Origin of the sequence: Bradyrhizobium iriomotense (assembly GCF_018130765.1) — a bacterium.
Lineage (GTDB): Bacteria > Pseudomonadota > Alphaproteobacteria > Rhizobiales > Xanthobacteraceae > Bradyrhizobium > Bradyrhizobium iriomotense_A.
This window is the reverse complement of the sequence record NZ_JAFCJZ010000004.1, coordinates 186,937-200,463: the sequence shown is the minus strand read 5'-3', so window position 1 is coordinate 200,463 and position 13,527 is coordinate 186,937. Positions and strand designations below refer to the sequence as shown.

Annotated in this window: 12 protein-coding genes and 1 pseudogene; 4 read left to right on the top strand and 9 right to left on the bottom strand. The window is 65.3% G+C overall.

From position 1 onward, the window contains the following. Positions 1-135: 135 nt before the first annotated feature. The 4 genes from JQ635_RS09600 to JQ635_RS09585 form a co-directional block, all read right to left on the bottom strand. On the bottom strand, positions 136-1,845 hold the full coding sequence (locus tag JQ635_RS09600; protein WP_349631855.1) for an adenylate/guanylate cyclase domain-containing protein: 1,710 nt from the start codon (positions 1,843-1,845) through the stop codon (positions 136-138). Between the two features lie 196 nt (positions 1,846-2,041). Continuing rightward, positions 2,042-2,308, bottom strand: a complete 267-nt coding sequence (locus JQ635_RS09595) for a hypothetical protein (protein WP_211409617.1) — start codon at positions 2,306-2,308, stop codon at positions 2,042-2,044. A 162-nt stretch (positions 2,309-2,470) separates the two neighbouring features. Continuing rightward, complete coding sequence (locus JQ635_RS09590; RefSeq protein WP_211409616.1) at positions 2,471-3,241, bottom strand: TSUP family transporter; 771 nt, start codon at positions 3,239-3,241, stop codon at positions 2,471-2,473. Positions 3,242-3,394: 153 nt separating this feature from the next. Beyond that, positions 3,395-4,243, bottom strand: a complete 849-nt coding sequence (locus tag JQ635_RS09585) for an outer membrane protein (RefSeq protein ID WP_211409615.1) — start codon at positions 4,241-4,243, stop codon at positions 3,395-3,397. Between the two features lie 376 nt (positions 4,244-4,619). On the opposite strand from JQ635_RS09585, the gene JQ635_RS09580 reads away from it, so the two are divergent. Next, positions 4,620-5,519: an AraC family transcriptional regulator gene (locus tag JQ635_RS09580; RefSeq protein WP_211409614.1), complete on the top strand. Its 900-nt coding sequence runs from the start codon at positions 4,620-4,622 to the stop codon at positions 5,517-5,519. Between the two features lie 37 nt (positions 5,520-5,556). On the opposite strand, the pseudogene JQ635_RS39385 reads toward JQ635_RS09580, so the two are convergent. From JQ635_RS39385 to JQ635_RS09560, 5 genes and pseudogenes are all read right to left on the bottom strand, one after another. After that, positions 5,557-5,637 (bottom strand): annotated as a pseudogene (locus JQ635_RS39385) (sulfite exporter TauE/SafE family protein); the annotation flags it as partial. Beyond that, positions 5,634-6,890, bottom strand: coding sequence for a CCA tRNA nucleotidyltransferase (locus JQ635_RS09575; protein ID WP_211409613.1), 1,257 nt, complete (start codon positions 6,888-6,890; stop codon positions 5,634-5,636). The pseudogene JQ635_RS39385 and the gene JQ635_RS09575, both read right to left, overlap by 4 nt. 10 nt (positions 6,891-6,900) lie before the next feature. Continuing rightward, positions 6,901-7,164: a DUF6111 family protein gene (locus tag JQ635_RS09570; RefSeq protein ID WP_211409612.1), complete on the bottom strand. Its 264-nt coding sequence runs from the start codon at positions 7,162-7,164 to the stop codon at positions 6,901-6,903. Beyond that, positions 7,161-7,844 (bottom strand): CoA pyrophosphatase, encoded by a 684-nt coding sequence (locus tag JQ635_RS09565; RefSeq protein WP_211409611.1) that lies wholly within the window; start codon positions 7,842-7,844, stop codon positions 7,161-7,163. Before JQ635_RS09565 ends, JQ635_RS09570 begins: the two co-directional genes overlap by 4 nt. After that, complete coding sequence (locus JQ635_RS09560; RefSeq protein ID WP_211409610.1) at positions 7,841-8,452, bottom strand: DUF1285 domain-containing protein; 612 nt, start codon at positions 8,450-8,452, stop codon at positions 7,841-7,843. The genes JQ635_RS09565 and JQ635_RS09560 overlap by 4 nt, the downstream gene beginning before the upstream one ends. A 264-nt stretch (positions 8,453-8,716) precedes the next feature. Here JQ635_RS09560 and JQ635_RS09555 point away from each other — a divergent pair, with 264 nt between their 5' ends. Genes JQ635_RS09555 through JQ635_RS09545 form a run of 3 tightly spaced genes read left to right on the top strand, consistent with a single transcriptional unit; the run spans position 8,717 to position 13,469 of the window. Next, the gene (locus tag JQ635_RS09555; protein ID WP_211409609.1) at positions 8,717-9,715 is read left to right on the top strand and encodes an AAA family ATPase; all 999 of its coding nucleotides are present in this window, start codon (positions 8,717-8,719) and stop codon (positions 9,713-9,715) included. Then, the gene (locus JQ635_RS09550; protein ID WP_211409608.1) at positions 9,715-10,659 is read left to right on the top strand and encodes a DUF58 domain-containing protein; all 945 of its coding nucleotides are present in this window, start codon (positions 9,715-9,717) and stop codon (positions 10,657-10,659) included. The genes JQ635_RS09555 and JQ635_RS09550 overlap by 1 nt, the downstream gene beginning before the upstream one ends. After that, positions 10,656-13,469 carry a DUF4159 domain-containing protein gene (locus JQ635_RS09545; RefSeq protein ID WP_211409607.1) on the top strand — a complete coding sequence of 938 codons (2,814 nt, stop codon included), beginning with the start codon at positions 10,656-10,658 and terminating at the stop codon, positions 13,467-13,469. The genes JQ635_RS09550 and JQ635_RS09545 overlap by 4 nt, the downstream gene beginning before the upstream one ends. Positions 13,470-13,527 lie beyond the last annotated feature (58 nt).

The following is a 13,527-nucleotide window of genomic DNA, read 5'->3' as shown; positions in this document are numbered from 1 at the left end:
CAAGGCGCGGTGGCCACGCCGATGCTTAAGCGAAGCTGACTGTCACCAAAATGCGACATCCTTATCGCCGCTCGCGCCTGTTGGGCGAGGAACGCGTCGCCCGCCGCGATCGCACACGGTGATGATTGGATCGGATCAGTCGGGAAGACCTGAAGCGCGCATTGCTTCGATGAGAGGTGTTGCAAGCACCGGGACGCAACCGATGGCGGAGCACTGACCATTGCTGCTGAAGTTGGGTTGAAGCTGCAGGACGCGTTCGGCGGCCGCGTTCGCATCTTGCATTCGTCCGAGTTTGGCAAGCGACGCGGCCAGAAACATGTGCGAGACGCTGAAACCCGGCTTGCTTCGAATGGCCCGTTGCGCCGCCGCAGCAGCGTCCTCGTAGCGCCCGCGAAGAAAATGGCCCATGCAAATGCCGTGCAGCGCCGCCGTGATCCACGGATCGAGCGGACTGAGCCGGATACCCCGCTCGCCCCATTCGATGGCACGCTCGGCTTCGCCTCCCCAGCCCAAGATCAGCGCGCCCCAGGAATACGCCCACGCTGCCGACGGGGAGATTGCAAGCGCAGCCTCGAACGTTTCGAGAGCCAACGCACGGTCATGCTCGACGAGACCGATAGCGATCGCGGCGTAGACAAGTGCCGGGGCATCGTCGGGGCCAAGCGCCACTGCGGTGTGCGCGTGCCGTATCGCAGCTGCGCGATTTTCTTCACGCCTTCCCGCTCGCAGATACAGGATTTCATTGCAGAACGCCGTCTGCCCGTGGGCGAGCGCGTAGTCCGGCTCGAGCACAAGTGCGCGCTCGAGGAGTGGCACAGCCTGCGAGGCGCCCTCCGGCATCCCGGTATCCACCAGAGGCGTCGCACGGAGCACAAGGTCGTAGGCGTCGAGACTATCAGGGCGTTTGCGCTTCGCCCGTTCAATTTCGGCTTGACGCAGACTGGGCTCGATCGCGGCGACCGTGCTCAAGGTAATTTCATCCTGCAAGGCAAAGATGTCGTCGACGGCGCGGTCGTAACGATCCGCCCAGATATGGGCCCTGGTCTCGGCGTCAATGAGCTGCGCCGTGATCCGTACTCGATCGCTCGCCCGTCGGACGCTGCCTTCCAGCACGTAACGAACACCCAGTTCACGTCCAACCTGCCGGATGTCGACGGACCGCCCCTTGTAGGTGAAGGTCGAGTTGCGGGCGATCACGAACAGCCATTTGAAACGGGACAGCGCAGTGATGATGTCTTCCACCATGCCGTCAGCGAAGTACTCCTGCTCGGGGTCACCGGACATGTTCTGGAACGGCAGAACTGCGATCGAGGCTTTCTCCGGCAGCGGCAGCGGTCGATTGCTGTCCGCAATCGTTGCCTTCGCCGCGTTACCAAGTTTGACGCCATACAGCCGGACCGTCCGGTCGATGTTCTTCAGCGATCGTTCGCCGAGATCGTCGAACTCGAATTTCGTTTTTCCCCTGACTTGCTCGAACGCACTTCCGGACAAGCACACGCCGCCCGGCGAGCACTCGTTCTCGACGCGCGCGGCGACATTCACGCCATCGCCAAAAATATCGTTTTCGTCGCTGATGATGTCGCCGATGTTGATGCCGATGCGAAAGGCGATCTGTGCTTCGCGGGCAGCCATCCTCTCTTGAACAGCCACGGCGCAGGTCACGGCGTCGACAGCGCTGGCGAATTCGACCAGGAGGCCGTCGCCAGTCGTCTTGACGATCCTGCCCTTGTGCTCCGCAATGGCTGGATCGACGATTTCGCGGCGGATGGCCTTGAGAGCTTCGAGCGTGCCGACTTCGTCAGCGCCCATCAACAGCGAATAACCGGCAACGTCCGCTGCCAACACCGCCGCCAATCGCCTCTCAACGCGCGCCGTGACCACCGCTGCCCCTGCTGGTTTGGACTGCCTACGGCAGCGTAACCCTCAGGCGGGAGACTTGGAAGCCCAACAAAGGCATCGAGACCGTTCGGCTTAGGCCAACAGATGCCATTCAGACAAAAGAAGCCGCCAACGGGCCGGCCCGGCAATTCTTCATGCGAGGTCAGTTCTTCAAGCCGATACTTGAGCAATACCACCAAATATCATTGCCTCGCCAACCCATCTTTATCGCGTCCGTATGGCAGTCGCCATACGTCTTGTAATTGTACACGTTTTTACAAGCCGCAAAAGCTGGCCAAACTCCGACGGTGCAGCCGAGACCGGTGGTCGGACTTTCGGCGGGACCGGTGCGGGACGTTCGCCGATCGTCAGCATTGGCGGGCGCAATCGCAGCCGCAGCTAAGCTCACAACCAAGACCAAGACTTTCATGGCCATCTCCTTCTCGGTCATTGCAACCATCAGGAGCACTTTATCACAGCTTCTATCCGCAGAACCACAGCATTTCGAAATTTGAGGTGGGGCGTGCCGACGTCTATGCGTACAAGGTCGTTCCGGCGGTCCAGGCACGAATGCCAATTGCGTCGGGATCACCTACGCGACGAGCTGCCTCGCCGCGGCCGAGATCATCACCAGCCCGCCGGTGATCACCGCAACATCGAGGATCGCGGTATGGATATGCACCGGCATCCGTTCGACAAAGGCTTTGGCGAGAAACGCACCGGGGATCGCGATGCCGCCGATAAGAAGCGCGAAGGCGAGCACCTGCGCGTTCACCGCGCCGGCGAGGCCGAACACCGAGATCTTGATGAGGCCGGTGCCGAGCGAGATCATCGCGTCGGTCGCGATCACGGCGGCGCCCTCGAGGCCTGCGGCCATCAGCAGCGAGAGCAGGATCACGCCGGAGCCCGAGGTGCCGCCGACCAGCACGCCGTAGCCGACTGAGCCGGCGGCAAGGCCGGTGTCGCCGATCCTGACCTCGCGGCGGCGGAGCACGCGGCGCAGCGGCACGCTCAGCATCAGCATGGTGCCGATCACGAGCGCTGCGCCGGCATTGGTGAGGCGCGTATAGCCGTAGGCGCCGAGCGCTGTGGTCAGCGCCGCGCAGACGAGCACGATCAGGGCGCGGCGGCGGTCGGCATAGCGCAGATAAGCGACCGCGCGGCTGCAATTGGTGAAGATCGCGGAGATTGCGATGATCGGCACCACGGGCTCGGCGCCGACCAGCGGCACCAGCACCAAGGGCATCAAGACGCCGGTGCCGTAGCCGGCGAGACCACCGATGATCGAAGCAAACAACGCCATCAACGCGACCAGCAGGAGCTGAAGGATCGAGATGTCGGCGAAGCCTGAGACGATGGTCACGATGTCCCGTCGCGGCTGACGCGTGCCGCAGCTTGATCGGCGATGGAAGCGAGCGGCTTCCTCTAGGGGAAAATCCGCCGCAAGCCAAGCGTCTTCGGCCAGTGTCAACACATGTTGAGCGGTAGATGATCGCAGGCGGGTCTGCGCCCTGCTCTAGAAGCGATAGTTAAGACCGATGCGCGCGGTGTTGAAGGTGGCGCGACCGACATTGGCGCTAATCGAGGCCGGCGTATCGCCGGGAACGAAGACCGCCAGAGCCGTTTCGGTGATTTTCTTCCCAGCAAGGCTTACATATAGATATTCGGCCTTGAGGGTCGTGCGCTCTCCGAGAGCGTATTCAAATCCACCGCCCACTGTCCATCCCGCAGTTACGTCGCGCGAGACGCCGGAAAAGCAGGTGGTGCCGCTTGCGCATGTGAAGTCGCTGTTGTCGGGCCCTCCATTGGCTGTGAAAGCAAAGGTACTATTGTTGATGTACCTTCCGCTGCGCGTGACCTGACCAGACGCCAGACCACCGGTGACATAGGTCAACAGCGTGCTGGTCGGCAGGTAGCCGAGGCGGGCCCGCACCGTGCCGAACCAGTCGATCCGCTCGTCAAAGGGTGCCGAGTATGGACCTGGAATGGGCACTGGGGGCATGACACCGGAACTAATGCCTGAGCCTTTGATGCCGGACCAGTTGAAATCGGTCTCGAGGCCGACAAGCCAGCCCGTGCCGAGCTGTCGGTTGTAGCCGAACTGCAATCCGCCGAGCGCACCCGACGTCTTGAACGACGCTGGTGGCGGGATGCCGTCAAAAACAATCAAGTCACGGGTAGCGTCATCGTTCGGGGCATAACTCAGGTCGCGATCGCCCCAGCCATAGCCAACGTTCACACCGGCGTAAAATCCGGTCCAGTCATAGACCGGGACGGGCTTGGCCTTCACCGGCAGGTCGGCAGCCGATGCCGACGACAGCATCATGCCTGAAGCGACAATAGCGGCCGCGATCAATCTTCTCATGTTTGAAACACCCAATAAGTCCGTCGTTCGGAATGACTACCGAGTCGCGCTCAGGTCGTCTTGTCCGCGAAGGTGCTGGGCTTGATCGAAACGGTACGGCAATGGGATCGCTGATGAATGTGGTTTCGGCGCAACGGTCGGCAGCCGAAGACTTGACCTAACCGGCGCTGAACTTGACCTAGTAGGCACAGGGGCCTGCTTTTGCATCACCTCAGTGGAAAGGTGGGTGGATGCCTTTCGCGCGGCGGTCATGATACGAATGGGAACCGGCGCGCGAGGATCATGGACGGATATGCCAAAGGTAGAATTTTCATCGGACCAGCTTCCATCCCACTTGAATGATAGAGCCCGATTCCGCCTGTGGCACGACATATGGATGGAACAGCTCGGCAATGCGGAGATGAAGCACGCCGAGGACAAGCCATTCTATACCGCGTCGAAGAATGTCCCGCTTGGTGAGTTGAGCGTCAGCCGATTTGCCACGACGACGGGGCATTACGTGCGCACGCGCAAGCACGTGGCCAATGATCCCGACGATATTCTTGTCGGCTTTTATCGCAGCCCCCAGCCGCAGCTATGGACGGTGGGAAACCAGGAGGTTGAGCTGAAACCGGGAAGTGTCATCGCCTTCAACATCGCCCAACCGGTTGCGAGCTTTACGAATGGCCTCACGGCATGGAATTTGGCATCCATACCTCGTGCGCAAATTCTGAAACTTGTTCCGCATGCCGATGATCGTTCGGCAATGTTGCTCGACCCAGCCAATCCGGCGGTACGGCATCTCGAGCGCACCATCAATTTTCTCCTTGAAGCCGATGAAGTCCACGAAGACCCGGCGTTGACGCGGCACGCCAAGACCATGCTCCGAGATTTGATCGTGCTCGCGCTCGGCGCGCGCGGCGAAGTCGCGGAGATCGCGGCGGAACGCGGCTTGCGCGCCGCGCGACAGCGCGAGCTGATCGCGATCATCGAGAAGCGCTTCGCCGAGCCGTCTCTGTCGATCACGACCATCGCGGATGGTCTTAATCTGTCGCGCCGCTATGTGAGCGATTTGCTGCTCGAAAGCGGCGCCACATTCTCCGAGCGCGTACTTGAATTGCGCTTGCAGAAGGCGCGGGCAATGCTGTCGGACGTTCGCTACGACGGCACCAAGGTGAGTGACATCGCCTTTGCCTGCGGCTTCAATGAAGTGACCTACTTCAATCGCCGCTTCCGCGATCACTTCGGCTGCTCACCGACGCAATATCGAATGGGAACGAACCACAGCGATACATGATTGGCTTTACAGTCGGGCACCACTGCGCCGGTTTCGCCAAGCCGACAAACAACGCCATCAACGCGACCAGCAGAAGCTGAAGGATCGAGATGTCGGCGAAGCCTGTGACGATGGTCACGATGTCCCGTCGCGGCTGACGCGTGCCGCAGCTTGATCGGCGATGGAAGCGAGCGCGGCTTGCTCCAGGGGAAAATCCGCCGCAAGCCAAGCGTCCTCGGCGAGTGTCAACACATGTCCGAGCGCGGGCCCTTCGGCCAGCCCGCGCGCGATGAAGTCGGCGGCGCGCAGCGGGAATTTCGGCGCCGTCCAGCGCTGCGGCAGCTCGGCGAGCGCGCGCCAGCGCGGCGAATGCACCTCACCGGCAGCGCGCGCCCAGCCGAGCAACACACGATCGTGATAGCGCTCAGGGCCGAGCCGGTAGAGCAGCCGCCGCGCATGGGCCTCGTCCATGGCGGCGAAGCGCCACCAGCGATGGCCCATCGAATCCAGCGCCTTGGCCTCAGCATTGGAGAGCCGCAGGCGCGCGGCTACGCGCTTGGCGTCCTCGGTCACGGCGACCGTCAGCGCGGCGAGGCGTCGCGTGCTGCTGGCGGCAAGGCCGAGCTCGCGCTCGATCGCGATCATCGTTTCCAGCGCCCCGGTGTAGGCGACGCCGCCGATCAGCGCCTGCAGCAATCCGCTGTCGGCCATGGCCAGCACGGCCGCGGAGGCACCGCCGGCGACCAGCAGCTTCAGCATCTCCATGCGCACGCGCTCGGCCGACAGGCTGGCGAGGCCTGCGCGTCCCCGGATGCAGGCGAGATAGCCGTCGCGATCGGGCTCGCCGGCCCCGAAGGCGGCGTGGATGCGGAAGAAGCGCAGGATGCGCAAATAATCCTCGGCGATGCGCTGGTCGGGGTTGCCGATGAAGCGCACGCGGCGCGCCTTGGCATCCGCGATCCCGCCGACATGGTCGTAGACGACGCCCCTTGCGTCGACCGACAGGCCGTTCATGGTGAAGTCGCGCCGCTCGGCGTCCTTCACCCAGTCGCGGCCGAACGCGACCCTGGCCTTGCGGCCGAAGGTCTCGGTGTCCTCGCGCAGCGTCGTCACTTCGTAAGGATGGCCGTCGATGACGAGCGTGATGGTGCCGTGATCGATGCCGGTCGGCACGCTCTTGATGCCGGCGGCCTTGGCGCGGCGGATCACCTCCTCCGGCAACGCCGTGGTCGCGATGTCGATGTCACCGGGCACGAGGCCGAGCAGCGCGTTGCGCACGGCGCCGCCGACCACGCGCGCCTCCTCGCCATCAACGCCAAGCAATTGCAGGACGCGCGCGGTGCCACCGGCGGTCAGCCAGGGCGCATCGGCAAGGATCGGCTCCGCGCTCATCGTTCCGCCCCTATCTTTCCGTGCCCGGCACGAACTTGCCGTTCTCGATATGGGCGGGAACGTAGGTCGAATCCGGTCCGCCGCCGGAGAATTGTGCGAGGCCAACCAGGCCCGCGATCACCAGCGCGAGCGCGACCAGGGCGAGGCGGGAGACGATCGTGACCGGCCAGGACGTTTGCACGAACAGGCCGGAACGGGTAGCGGCCAGGAACAACGCATAGACGACAAAGGGGATGAGGAAGATTCCGATCTCGGTCAGAACCGTCCGGATCATGATGAATAGATCCGCTCATACAGCACACGCAGCATTCCGGCCGTCGCCCCCCAGATGTAGCGCTCCGCGAACGGCATCGCGTAGTAGAAGCGCTCCATGCCGCGGAATTCCTTGCTGTGCATCTGGTGGTTCGCCGGATTCATCAGGAAGGATAGCGGCACCTCGAACGCATCATCAACCTCGGAATGGTTGATGGTGAGCGCAAAGCCGGGGCGCACCTTGGCGACCGTCGGCAGGATGCGGAAGCCGAAGCCGGTGCCGTAGAGGTCAAGATAGCCGATCGGCTCGACGAAGTCTCTGGACAGGCCGACCTCCTCCTCGGCCTCGCGCAGGGCGGCATCGAGTGGGGACGCATCCATCGCGTCGATCTTGCCGCCGGGAAAGGCGATCTGTCCGGCGTGATCGTTGAGATGCGCCGAGCGCTGCGTCAAGAGGATGGTCGGCTCGGGATGGTCGACCACGGCGATCAGCACCGCTGCGGGGCGCACCGGCTGCTCGCGCGCGATGATCTCCAGCATCTTGTCGGTGCCGGGATCGCCCGAGGCCGGAATGATGTTGGGATCGTAGAGGCCGGGCGGCACGTCGAAGCCGAGCCGCGCCCGCGAACGGGCGAAGAAATCGGCAGCGCCAAGCGCGACGGGTTCGCGCTCAGGCTCACTATTGGGGATAGGCTTGTTCAAAGCGCGGCCCTCACCTGCTCCGCGTCGGCCATGGCGAAGAATTCGCCGGCCGACTCGACACCGAACATCGGCTCGCCATCGACCATCCGCTCCTCGCCCATGTCAACCAGATCGTAGTAGAGCGCACGGGTCACCTTGGCCCAGAGATCGGCACGGACGTGCAGATAGGGCGTCAGCCCGCCGTCCGCCGCCTGCTCGAAGCGCAGCCGGTGCGCGGCATCACATGTCACCCAGTCGTCGACATTGGTGCGGAAGCTCAGCACGCGATGGTTGTCCTCGCCGGCCTTAAGCATCTCGACCGCCATGAACGGCGCGTCGTCGACGCGGATGCCGACCTTCTCCACCGGCGTCACCAGGAAATGCTTGTCGCCCTCACGCTTCAAAATGGTCGAGAACAGGCGGACGAGGGCGTGACGGCCGATTGGCGTCCCCATGTAGAACCAAGTACCATCGGCAGCGATTCGGATGTCGAGATCGCCGCAGAACGGCGGATTCCACAGATGCACCGGAGGTAGTCCTTTTTTGGCGCCTTCGGCACCGGCAGCACTTTTGGCAGCGGCAGTCAGCCCCTCAAGACCGCGCTCGGCGCTCTGCCCTTGGTTCGCCATGGTTTGCCCTGACTTTGTCATCTGGCACGATTGGTGCAGGTCTACGTCGTAGATTGGTGCTCGGTTCCACCCCGGATTAGTCCGGTGTGCAGGTCGCCACTTCGTGATGCCCTACATACCCTTAAGCCGATAAGGTGGGGATAGGTTAATTCAACGAATACATGGCCTTCCTGCAAGTCTAGCATAGGGCCCATGTGATGGCGTGACGCCCCAGGAAAGTGACGGCGCAAGCAAGCCGCGTGGCAGGCTGAAGGAGCGAGCGAAATGGCGGAGAGTGTCGAGAAACTCGAGGACGGAATCGTCCGTTCGGCCGAGCAGGTGTCGGCCCAGGTTCGCGCGGCCAAGGACGCGATCGCATCCGTCATCTTCGGCCAGGACCGCGTCATCGAGAACACGCTGGTCACGATCCTCTCGGGCGGCCATGCGCTGCTGATCGGCGTGCCGGGCCTTGCCAAGACCAAGCTGGTCGAGACGCTTGGCGTCACGCTCGGCCTCGATGCCAAGCGCATCCAGTTCACGCCGGACCTGATGCCGTCCGACATCCTCGGCGCCGAGGTGCTGGACGAGAGCACTGCGGGCAGGCGCGCCTTCCGCTTCATTGCGGGCCCGGTGTTCGCGCAGCTCCTGATGGCCGACGAGATCAACCGCGCCAGCCCGCGCACGCAGTCGGCGCTGCTGCAGGCGATGCAGGAGCAGCACATCACCGTGGCCGGCGCGCGTCACGATCTGCCAAAACCCTTCCACGTGCTCGCGACGCAAAACCCGCTGGAGCAGGAAGGCACCTATCCGCTGCCTGAAGCGCAGCTCGACCGCTTCCTGATGGAGATCGACGTCGACTATCCCGACCGCGAGGCCGAGCGCCGCATCCTGTTCGAAACCACCGGCGCCGAGGAGACGCTGGCGAAGGGCTCGATGAGCGCGGATGCGCTGATCACCGCACAGCGGCTGGTCCGCCGCCTGCCGGTCGGCGATTCCGTGGTGGAGGCGATCCTGTCGCTGGTGCGCTCGGCCCGTCCGGGCGAGGAGAGCGGCGAAGCCGGCAAGTTCATCGCCTGGGGCCCCGGCCCGCGCGCCAGCCAATCCCTGATGCTCGCCGTGCGCGCCCGCGCGCTGATCGACGGACGCCTCGCGCCCTCGATCGACGACGTGCTCGACCTCGCCGAGCCCATCCTGAAGCACCGTATGGCGCTGACGTTCCAGGCGCGCGCCGAAGGACGCACGATTCCGGACGTGATCCGGCAATTGAAGACACGGATCGGTTGATGGCCGCAGAGACCGGGCACACAGCAAAGGAGATCATCGCGATCCGACGTGCCGATGGCGAAAGCCGTACGCTCGCCGCTTCGCTGCCGCGCCTTGTCCTCGAAGCCCGCCGCGTTGCCGCCAACGTCATCCACGGCCTGCACGGCCGTCGCCGCGCCGGCTCCGGCGAAAATTTCTGGCAATACCGCCGCTTCGTCTCCGGCGAGCCGGCGCAGAACGTCGACTGGCGCCGCTCGGCGCGCGACGACCATCTCTATGTCCGCGAGCTCGAATGGGAAGCCTCGCACACGGTCTGGATCTGGCCCGACCGCTCGCCCTCGATGGCGTTCGCCTCGAAGACCGCGCGCGAATCCAAGCTCGAGCGCACGCTGATCGTCGCCTTCGCGCTGGCCGAGCTGCTAGTGTCGGGCGGCGAACGCGTCGGCATTCCCGGGCTGATGGCGCCGACCGCGAGCCGCAGCGTCATCGACAAGATGGCGCAGGCGATGCTGCATGATGACGCCGACCGCCTCAGCCTGCCGCCCTCCTTCGTTCCGTCCGCGCTCGCCGAGATCATCGTGCTGTCGGATTTCTGGTCGCCGATCTCCGAGATCAGTGCGACGCTCGCCGGGCTCTCCGGCTCCGGCGCGCATGGCACGATGGTGCAGGTCGTCGATCCCGCCGAGGAGTCGTTCCCCTATTCCGGCCGCATCGAGTTCGTCGAGCCCGAAGGTTTCGGCGTGATCACCGCCGGCCGCGCCGAGAGCTGGGCGCAGGACTACACCGCGCGCCTTGCGCTGCACCGCGACCAGATCCGCGCCGAGACCTCGAGGCTGGACTGGCTGTTCACGACCCATGCGACCGACCGCTCCGCCGCCGAGCTGCTGCTGTATCTGCACGCCGGCATGCAGGTGAGCAAATCGGGCGCGCGCACGTCGACCATCAAGGCGGGGCCGGCGGCATGATGGGATTACCCCTCGCCTTCACCGAACCGCTGCTGCTGATCGGCCTCGTCAGCCTGCCGGTGTTGTGGTGGCTCCTGCGCGTGATGCCGCCGCGGCCGCGCCGCATCGAGTTTCCGCCGACCCGCCTGCTGTTCGACATCGCACCGCGCGAAGAGACGCCGTCGCGGACGCCGTGGTGGCTGACTGCGCTGCGCCTTTTGGCTGCGGCCCTCGTCATTTTCGCCGCCGCCGGCCCGATCTGGAATCCGCAGGTCGGCGCCGCCGGCAGCAAGGCGCCGCTGATGATCATGCTCGACGACGGCTGGAGCGCGGCCTCGAACTGGGACGTCAGGATCAGGGCCGCCGACGAGCTGATCGCGAATGCCGACAATGACCGCCGCGCCATCGCGCTGGTGCCGCTGTCGGAGCCGAACCGCGACATCACCCTGATGCCGGCGGGCGCGGCGCGTGTCGCGCTGCGCCAGCTCGCGCCAAAACCCTATTCGATCGATCGCGTCGAGACGCTCGCCGCGGTCGACCGTTTCCTCAAGGCGACCGGCGATTGCGAGATCGCCTGGCTGTCCGACGGCGTCGACACCGGCCGCGGCGAGGAATTCGTGGCTGGCCTCGGCAAGACCTTAGGGGATCGCAGCCTGACCATCTTCGAAGGCGGCACCTCCTCGCCGCTGGCGCTGGTGGCGGCCGAGAACGCTGCGGCGAAGATGACGGTGAAGGTGCTGCGCACCGACAGCGGCATTGCGGTCGGCACCGTTCGCGCGCTAGACCAGAAGGCCTCGCCGATCGGCGAAGCGCGCTTCTCGTTTGGCCCGCAGGACAAGGAGACCGACGCCGCGTTCGACCTGCCGGTCGAGCTGCGCAACGACATCACCCGGCTCGAGATCTCGGGCGAGCGCTCCGCCGGTGCGGTGCAGCTGCTCGACAAGCGCTGGCGCCGCCGCGCCATCGGCATCGTCTCGGGCTCGACCAGCGAGACCGCGCAGCCGCTGTTGGCGCCGACCTTCTACCTCACCCGCGCACTGGCGCCGTTCGCCGACGTGCGCCTCGCCGACAAGGGCTCGCCGCAGCAGGGCATCACACAGTTTTTGGACCAGAAGCTGCCGATGATCATCCTCGCCGATGTCGGCACCATCGCGCCTGAGATCCGCGAGCGCCTCAATGCCTGGATCGACGGGGGCGGCGTGCTGGTGCGGTTCGCCGGGCCGCGTCTCGCGCAGGCCGAAGACGACCTCGTGCCGGTCAAGCTGCGCAAGGGCGGTCGCACGCTCGGCGGCAGCCTGACCTGGGAGAAGCCGCAGCACCTCGCCTCCTTCACCGCCGACGGTCCGTTTGCCGGCGTCGTGGTGCCCAAGGATGTCACCGTGACCCGCCAGGTGCTGGCCGAGCCCGATGCCGTGCTCGCCACCAAGAGCTGGGCCTCGCTGGAAGACGGCACGCCGCTGGTCACCGGCGAGCATCGCGGCAAGGGCATCGTCAGCCTGTTCCATGTCAGCGCCGACATGCGCTGGTCGGATCTGCCGATGTCGGGCACCTTCGTCGAAATGCTGCGGCGGGTCGTCGACATGTCCGGCTACACCAGCAAGCCCGGCCCTGGCGTTGCCAGCGAGGCGACCACCGAGACGGTGGCGCCGCTGCACATCCTCGACGGCTTCGGTGCCTTCGGCCCGCCTCCGGCGACCGCAAAGCCGCTGCCCGCGGACTATCGCGACCGCGCCACCTCCGATCATCCGCCCGGCTTCTACGGTCCGGCAGAAGGACCGCTCGCCGTGAACACGCTTGCCAGCGCCGACCGCATCGCAGCCCTGAACACCGCGAGCCTGCGCGCCCGGCACGCCACCTACACCAATGCTGAGCCGCGCGACCTGCGCGGCTGGCTGCTGTCGACCGCGCTCGGGCTGTTCCTGATCGACGCCATCATCGTCGCGCTGCTCGGCGGCGGCCTTGCCGCGCTGCTGCGCCGCCGCGCCGCGCCCGCGGTGATCCTGCTCGGCCTCGTGCTTGCCGGCGTCTCGGTGCTGTCGCCGGCGCCGTCGCGCGCCGACAGCGCGTCCGACGAATTCGCGATGAAGGCGGTGTCGCAGACCCGCCTCGCCTATGTCGTCACCGGCAATGCCGACGTCGATTCCATCGTCAAGGCCGGCCTCACCGGCCTGACGCTGTTCCTGGCGCAACGCACCGCGCTGGAGGCCGGCGATCCCGTCGGCATCGATCCGGCGCGCGACGAGCTCGCCTTCTTCCCGCTGATCTACTGGCCGATCGTGCCGGGCGCGCCCAAGCCGCCGCAGGACGCCATCAACAAGATCGACGCCTATATGAAGCAGGGCGGCACCGTGCTGTTCGACACCCGCGACGCCTATGAGGCGCCGCCCGGCGAGAACGGCGCCTCGCAGACGCCGGGCATGCGGGCGTTGCGCGACATCCTGTCCTCGCTCGACGTGCCCGAGCTCGAGCCGGTGCCGCGCGAGCACGTGCTGACCAAGACCTTCTATTTGCTGCGCGACTTCCCCGGCCGCTTCAACACCGGCCAGACCTGGGTCGAGACCCTGCCGCGCGACGAGGACGAGGACAGCGCGCAGCGCCCGGCGCGCGGCGGCGACGGCGTCTCGCCGATCATCATCACCTCGAACGATCTTGCCGGCGCCTGGGCCGTGCGCCCCGACGGCCAGTATATGCTGCCGGTGACCAGCGGCGACACTCGCCAGCGCGAATTCGCCTACCGCGCCGGCGCCAACATCGTGATGTACACGCTGACCGGCAACTACAAGGCCGACCAGGTGCACGCACCGGCCCTGATCGAACGGCTGGGGCAATGATGCGGGTGACGAGCGTGAACCATACGCCTCGTCATTCCGGGATGGTCCGAAGGACCAG

Excerpts from the sequence above, each read along its gene's own strand:
- JQ635_RS09580 (WP_211409614.1), top strand. The coding sequence starts at position 4,620 with ATGGAACAGCTCGGCAATGCGGAGATGAAGCACGCCGAGGACAAGCCA.
- JQ635_RS09570 (WP_211409612.1), bottom strand. The coding sequence starts at position 7,164 with ATGATCCGGACGGTTCTGACCGAGATCGGAATCTTCCTCATCCCCTTT.
- JQ635_RS09555 (WP_211409609.1), top strand. The coding sequence starts at position 8,717 with ATGGCGGAGAGTGTCGAGAAACTCGAGGACGGAATCGTCCGTTCGGCC.
- JQ635_RS09550 (WP_211409608.1), top strand. The coding sequence starts at position 9,715 with ATGGCCGCAGAGACCGGGCACACAGCAAAGGAGATCATCGCGATCCGA.
- JQ635_RS09545 (WP_211409607.1), top strand. The coding sequence starts at position 10,656 with ATGATGGGATTACCCCTCGCCTTCACCGAACCGCTGCTGCTGATCGGC.
- JQ635_RS09575 (WP_211409613.1), bottom strand. The coding sequence starts at position 6,890 with ATGAGCGCGGAGCCGATCCTTGCCGATGCGCCCTGGCTGACCGCCGGT.
- JQ635_RS09595 (WP_211409617.1), bottom strand. The coding sequence starts at position 2,308 with ATGAAAGTCTTGGTCTTGGTTGTGAGCTTAGCTGCGGCTGCGATTGCG.
- JQ635_RS09560 (WP_211409610.1), bottom strand. The coding sequence starts at position 8,452 with ATGGCGAACCAAGGGCAGAGCGCCGAGCGCGGTCTTGAGGGGCTGACT.
- JQ635_RS09585 (WP_211409615.1), bottom strand. The coding sequence starts at position 4,243 with ATGAGAAGATTGATCGCGGCCGCTATTGTCGCTTCAGGCATGATGCTG.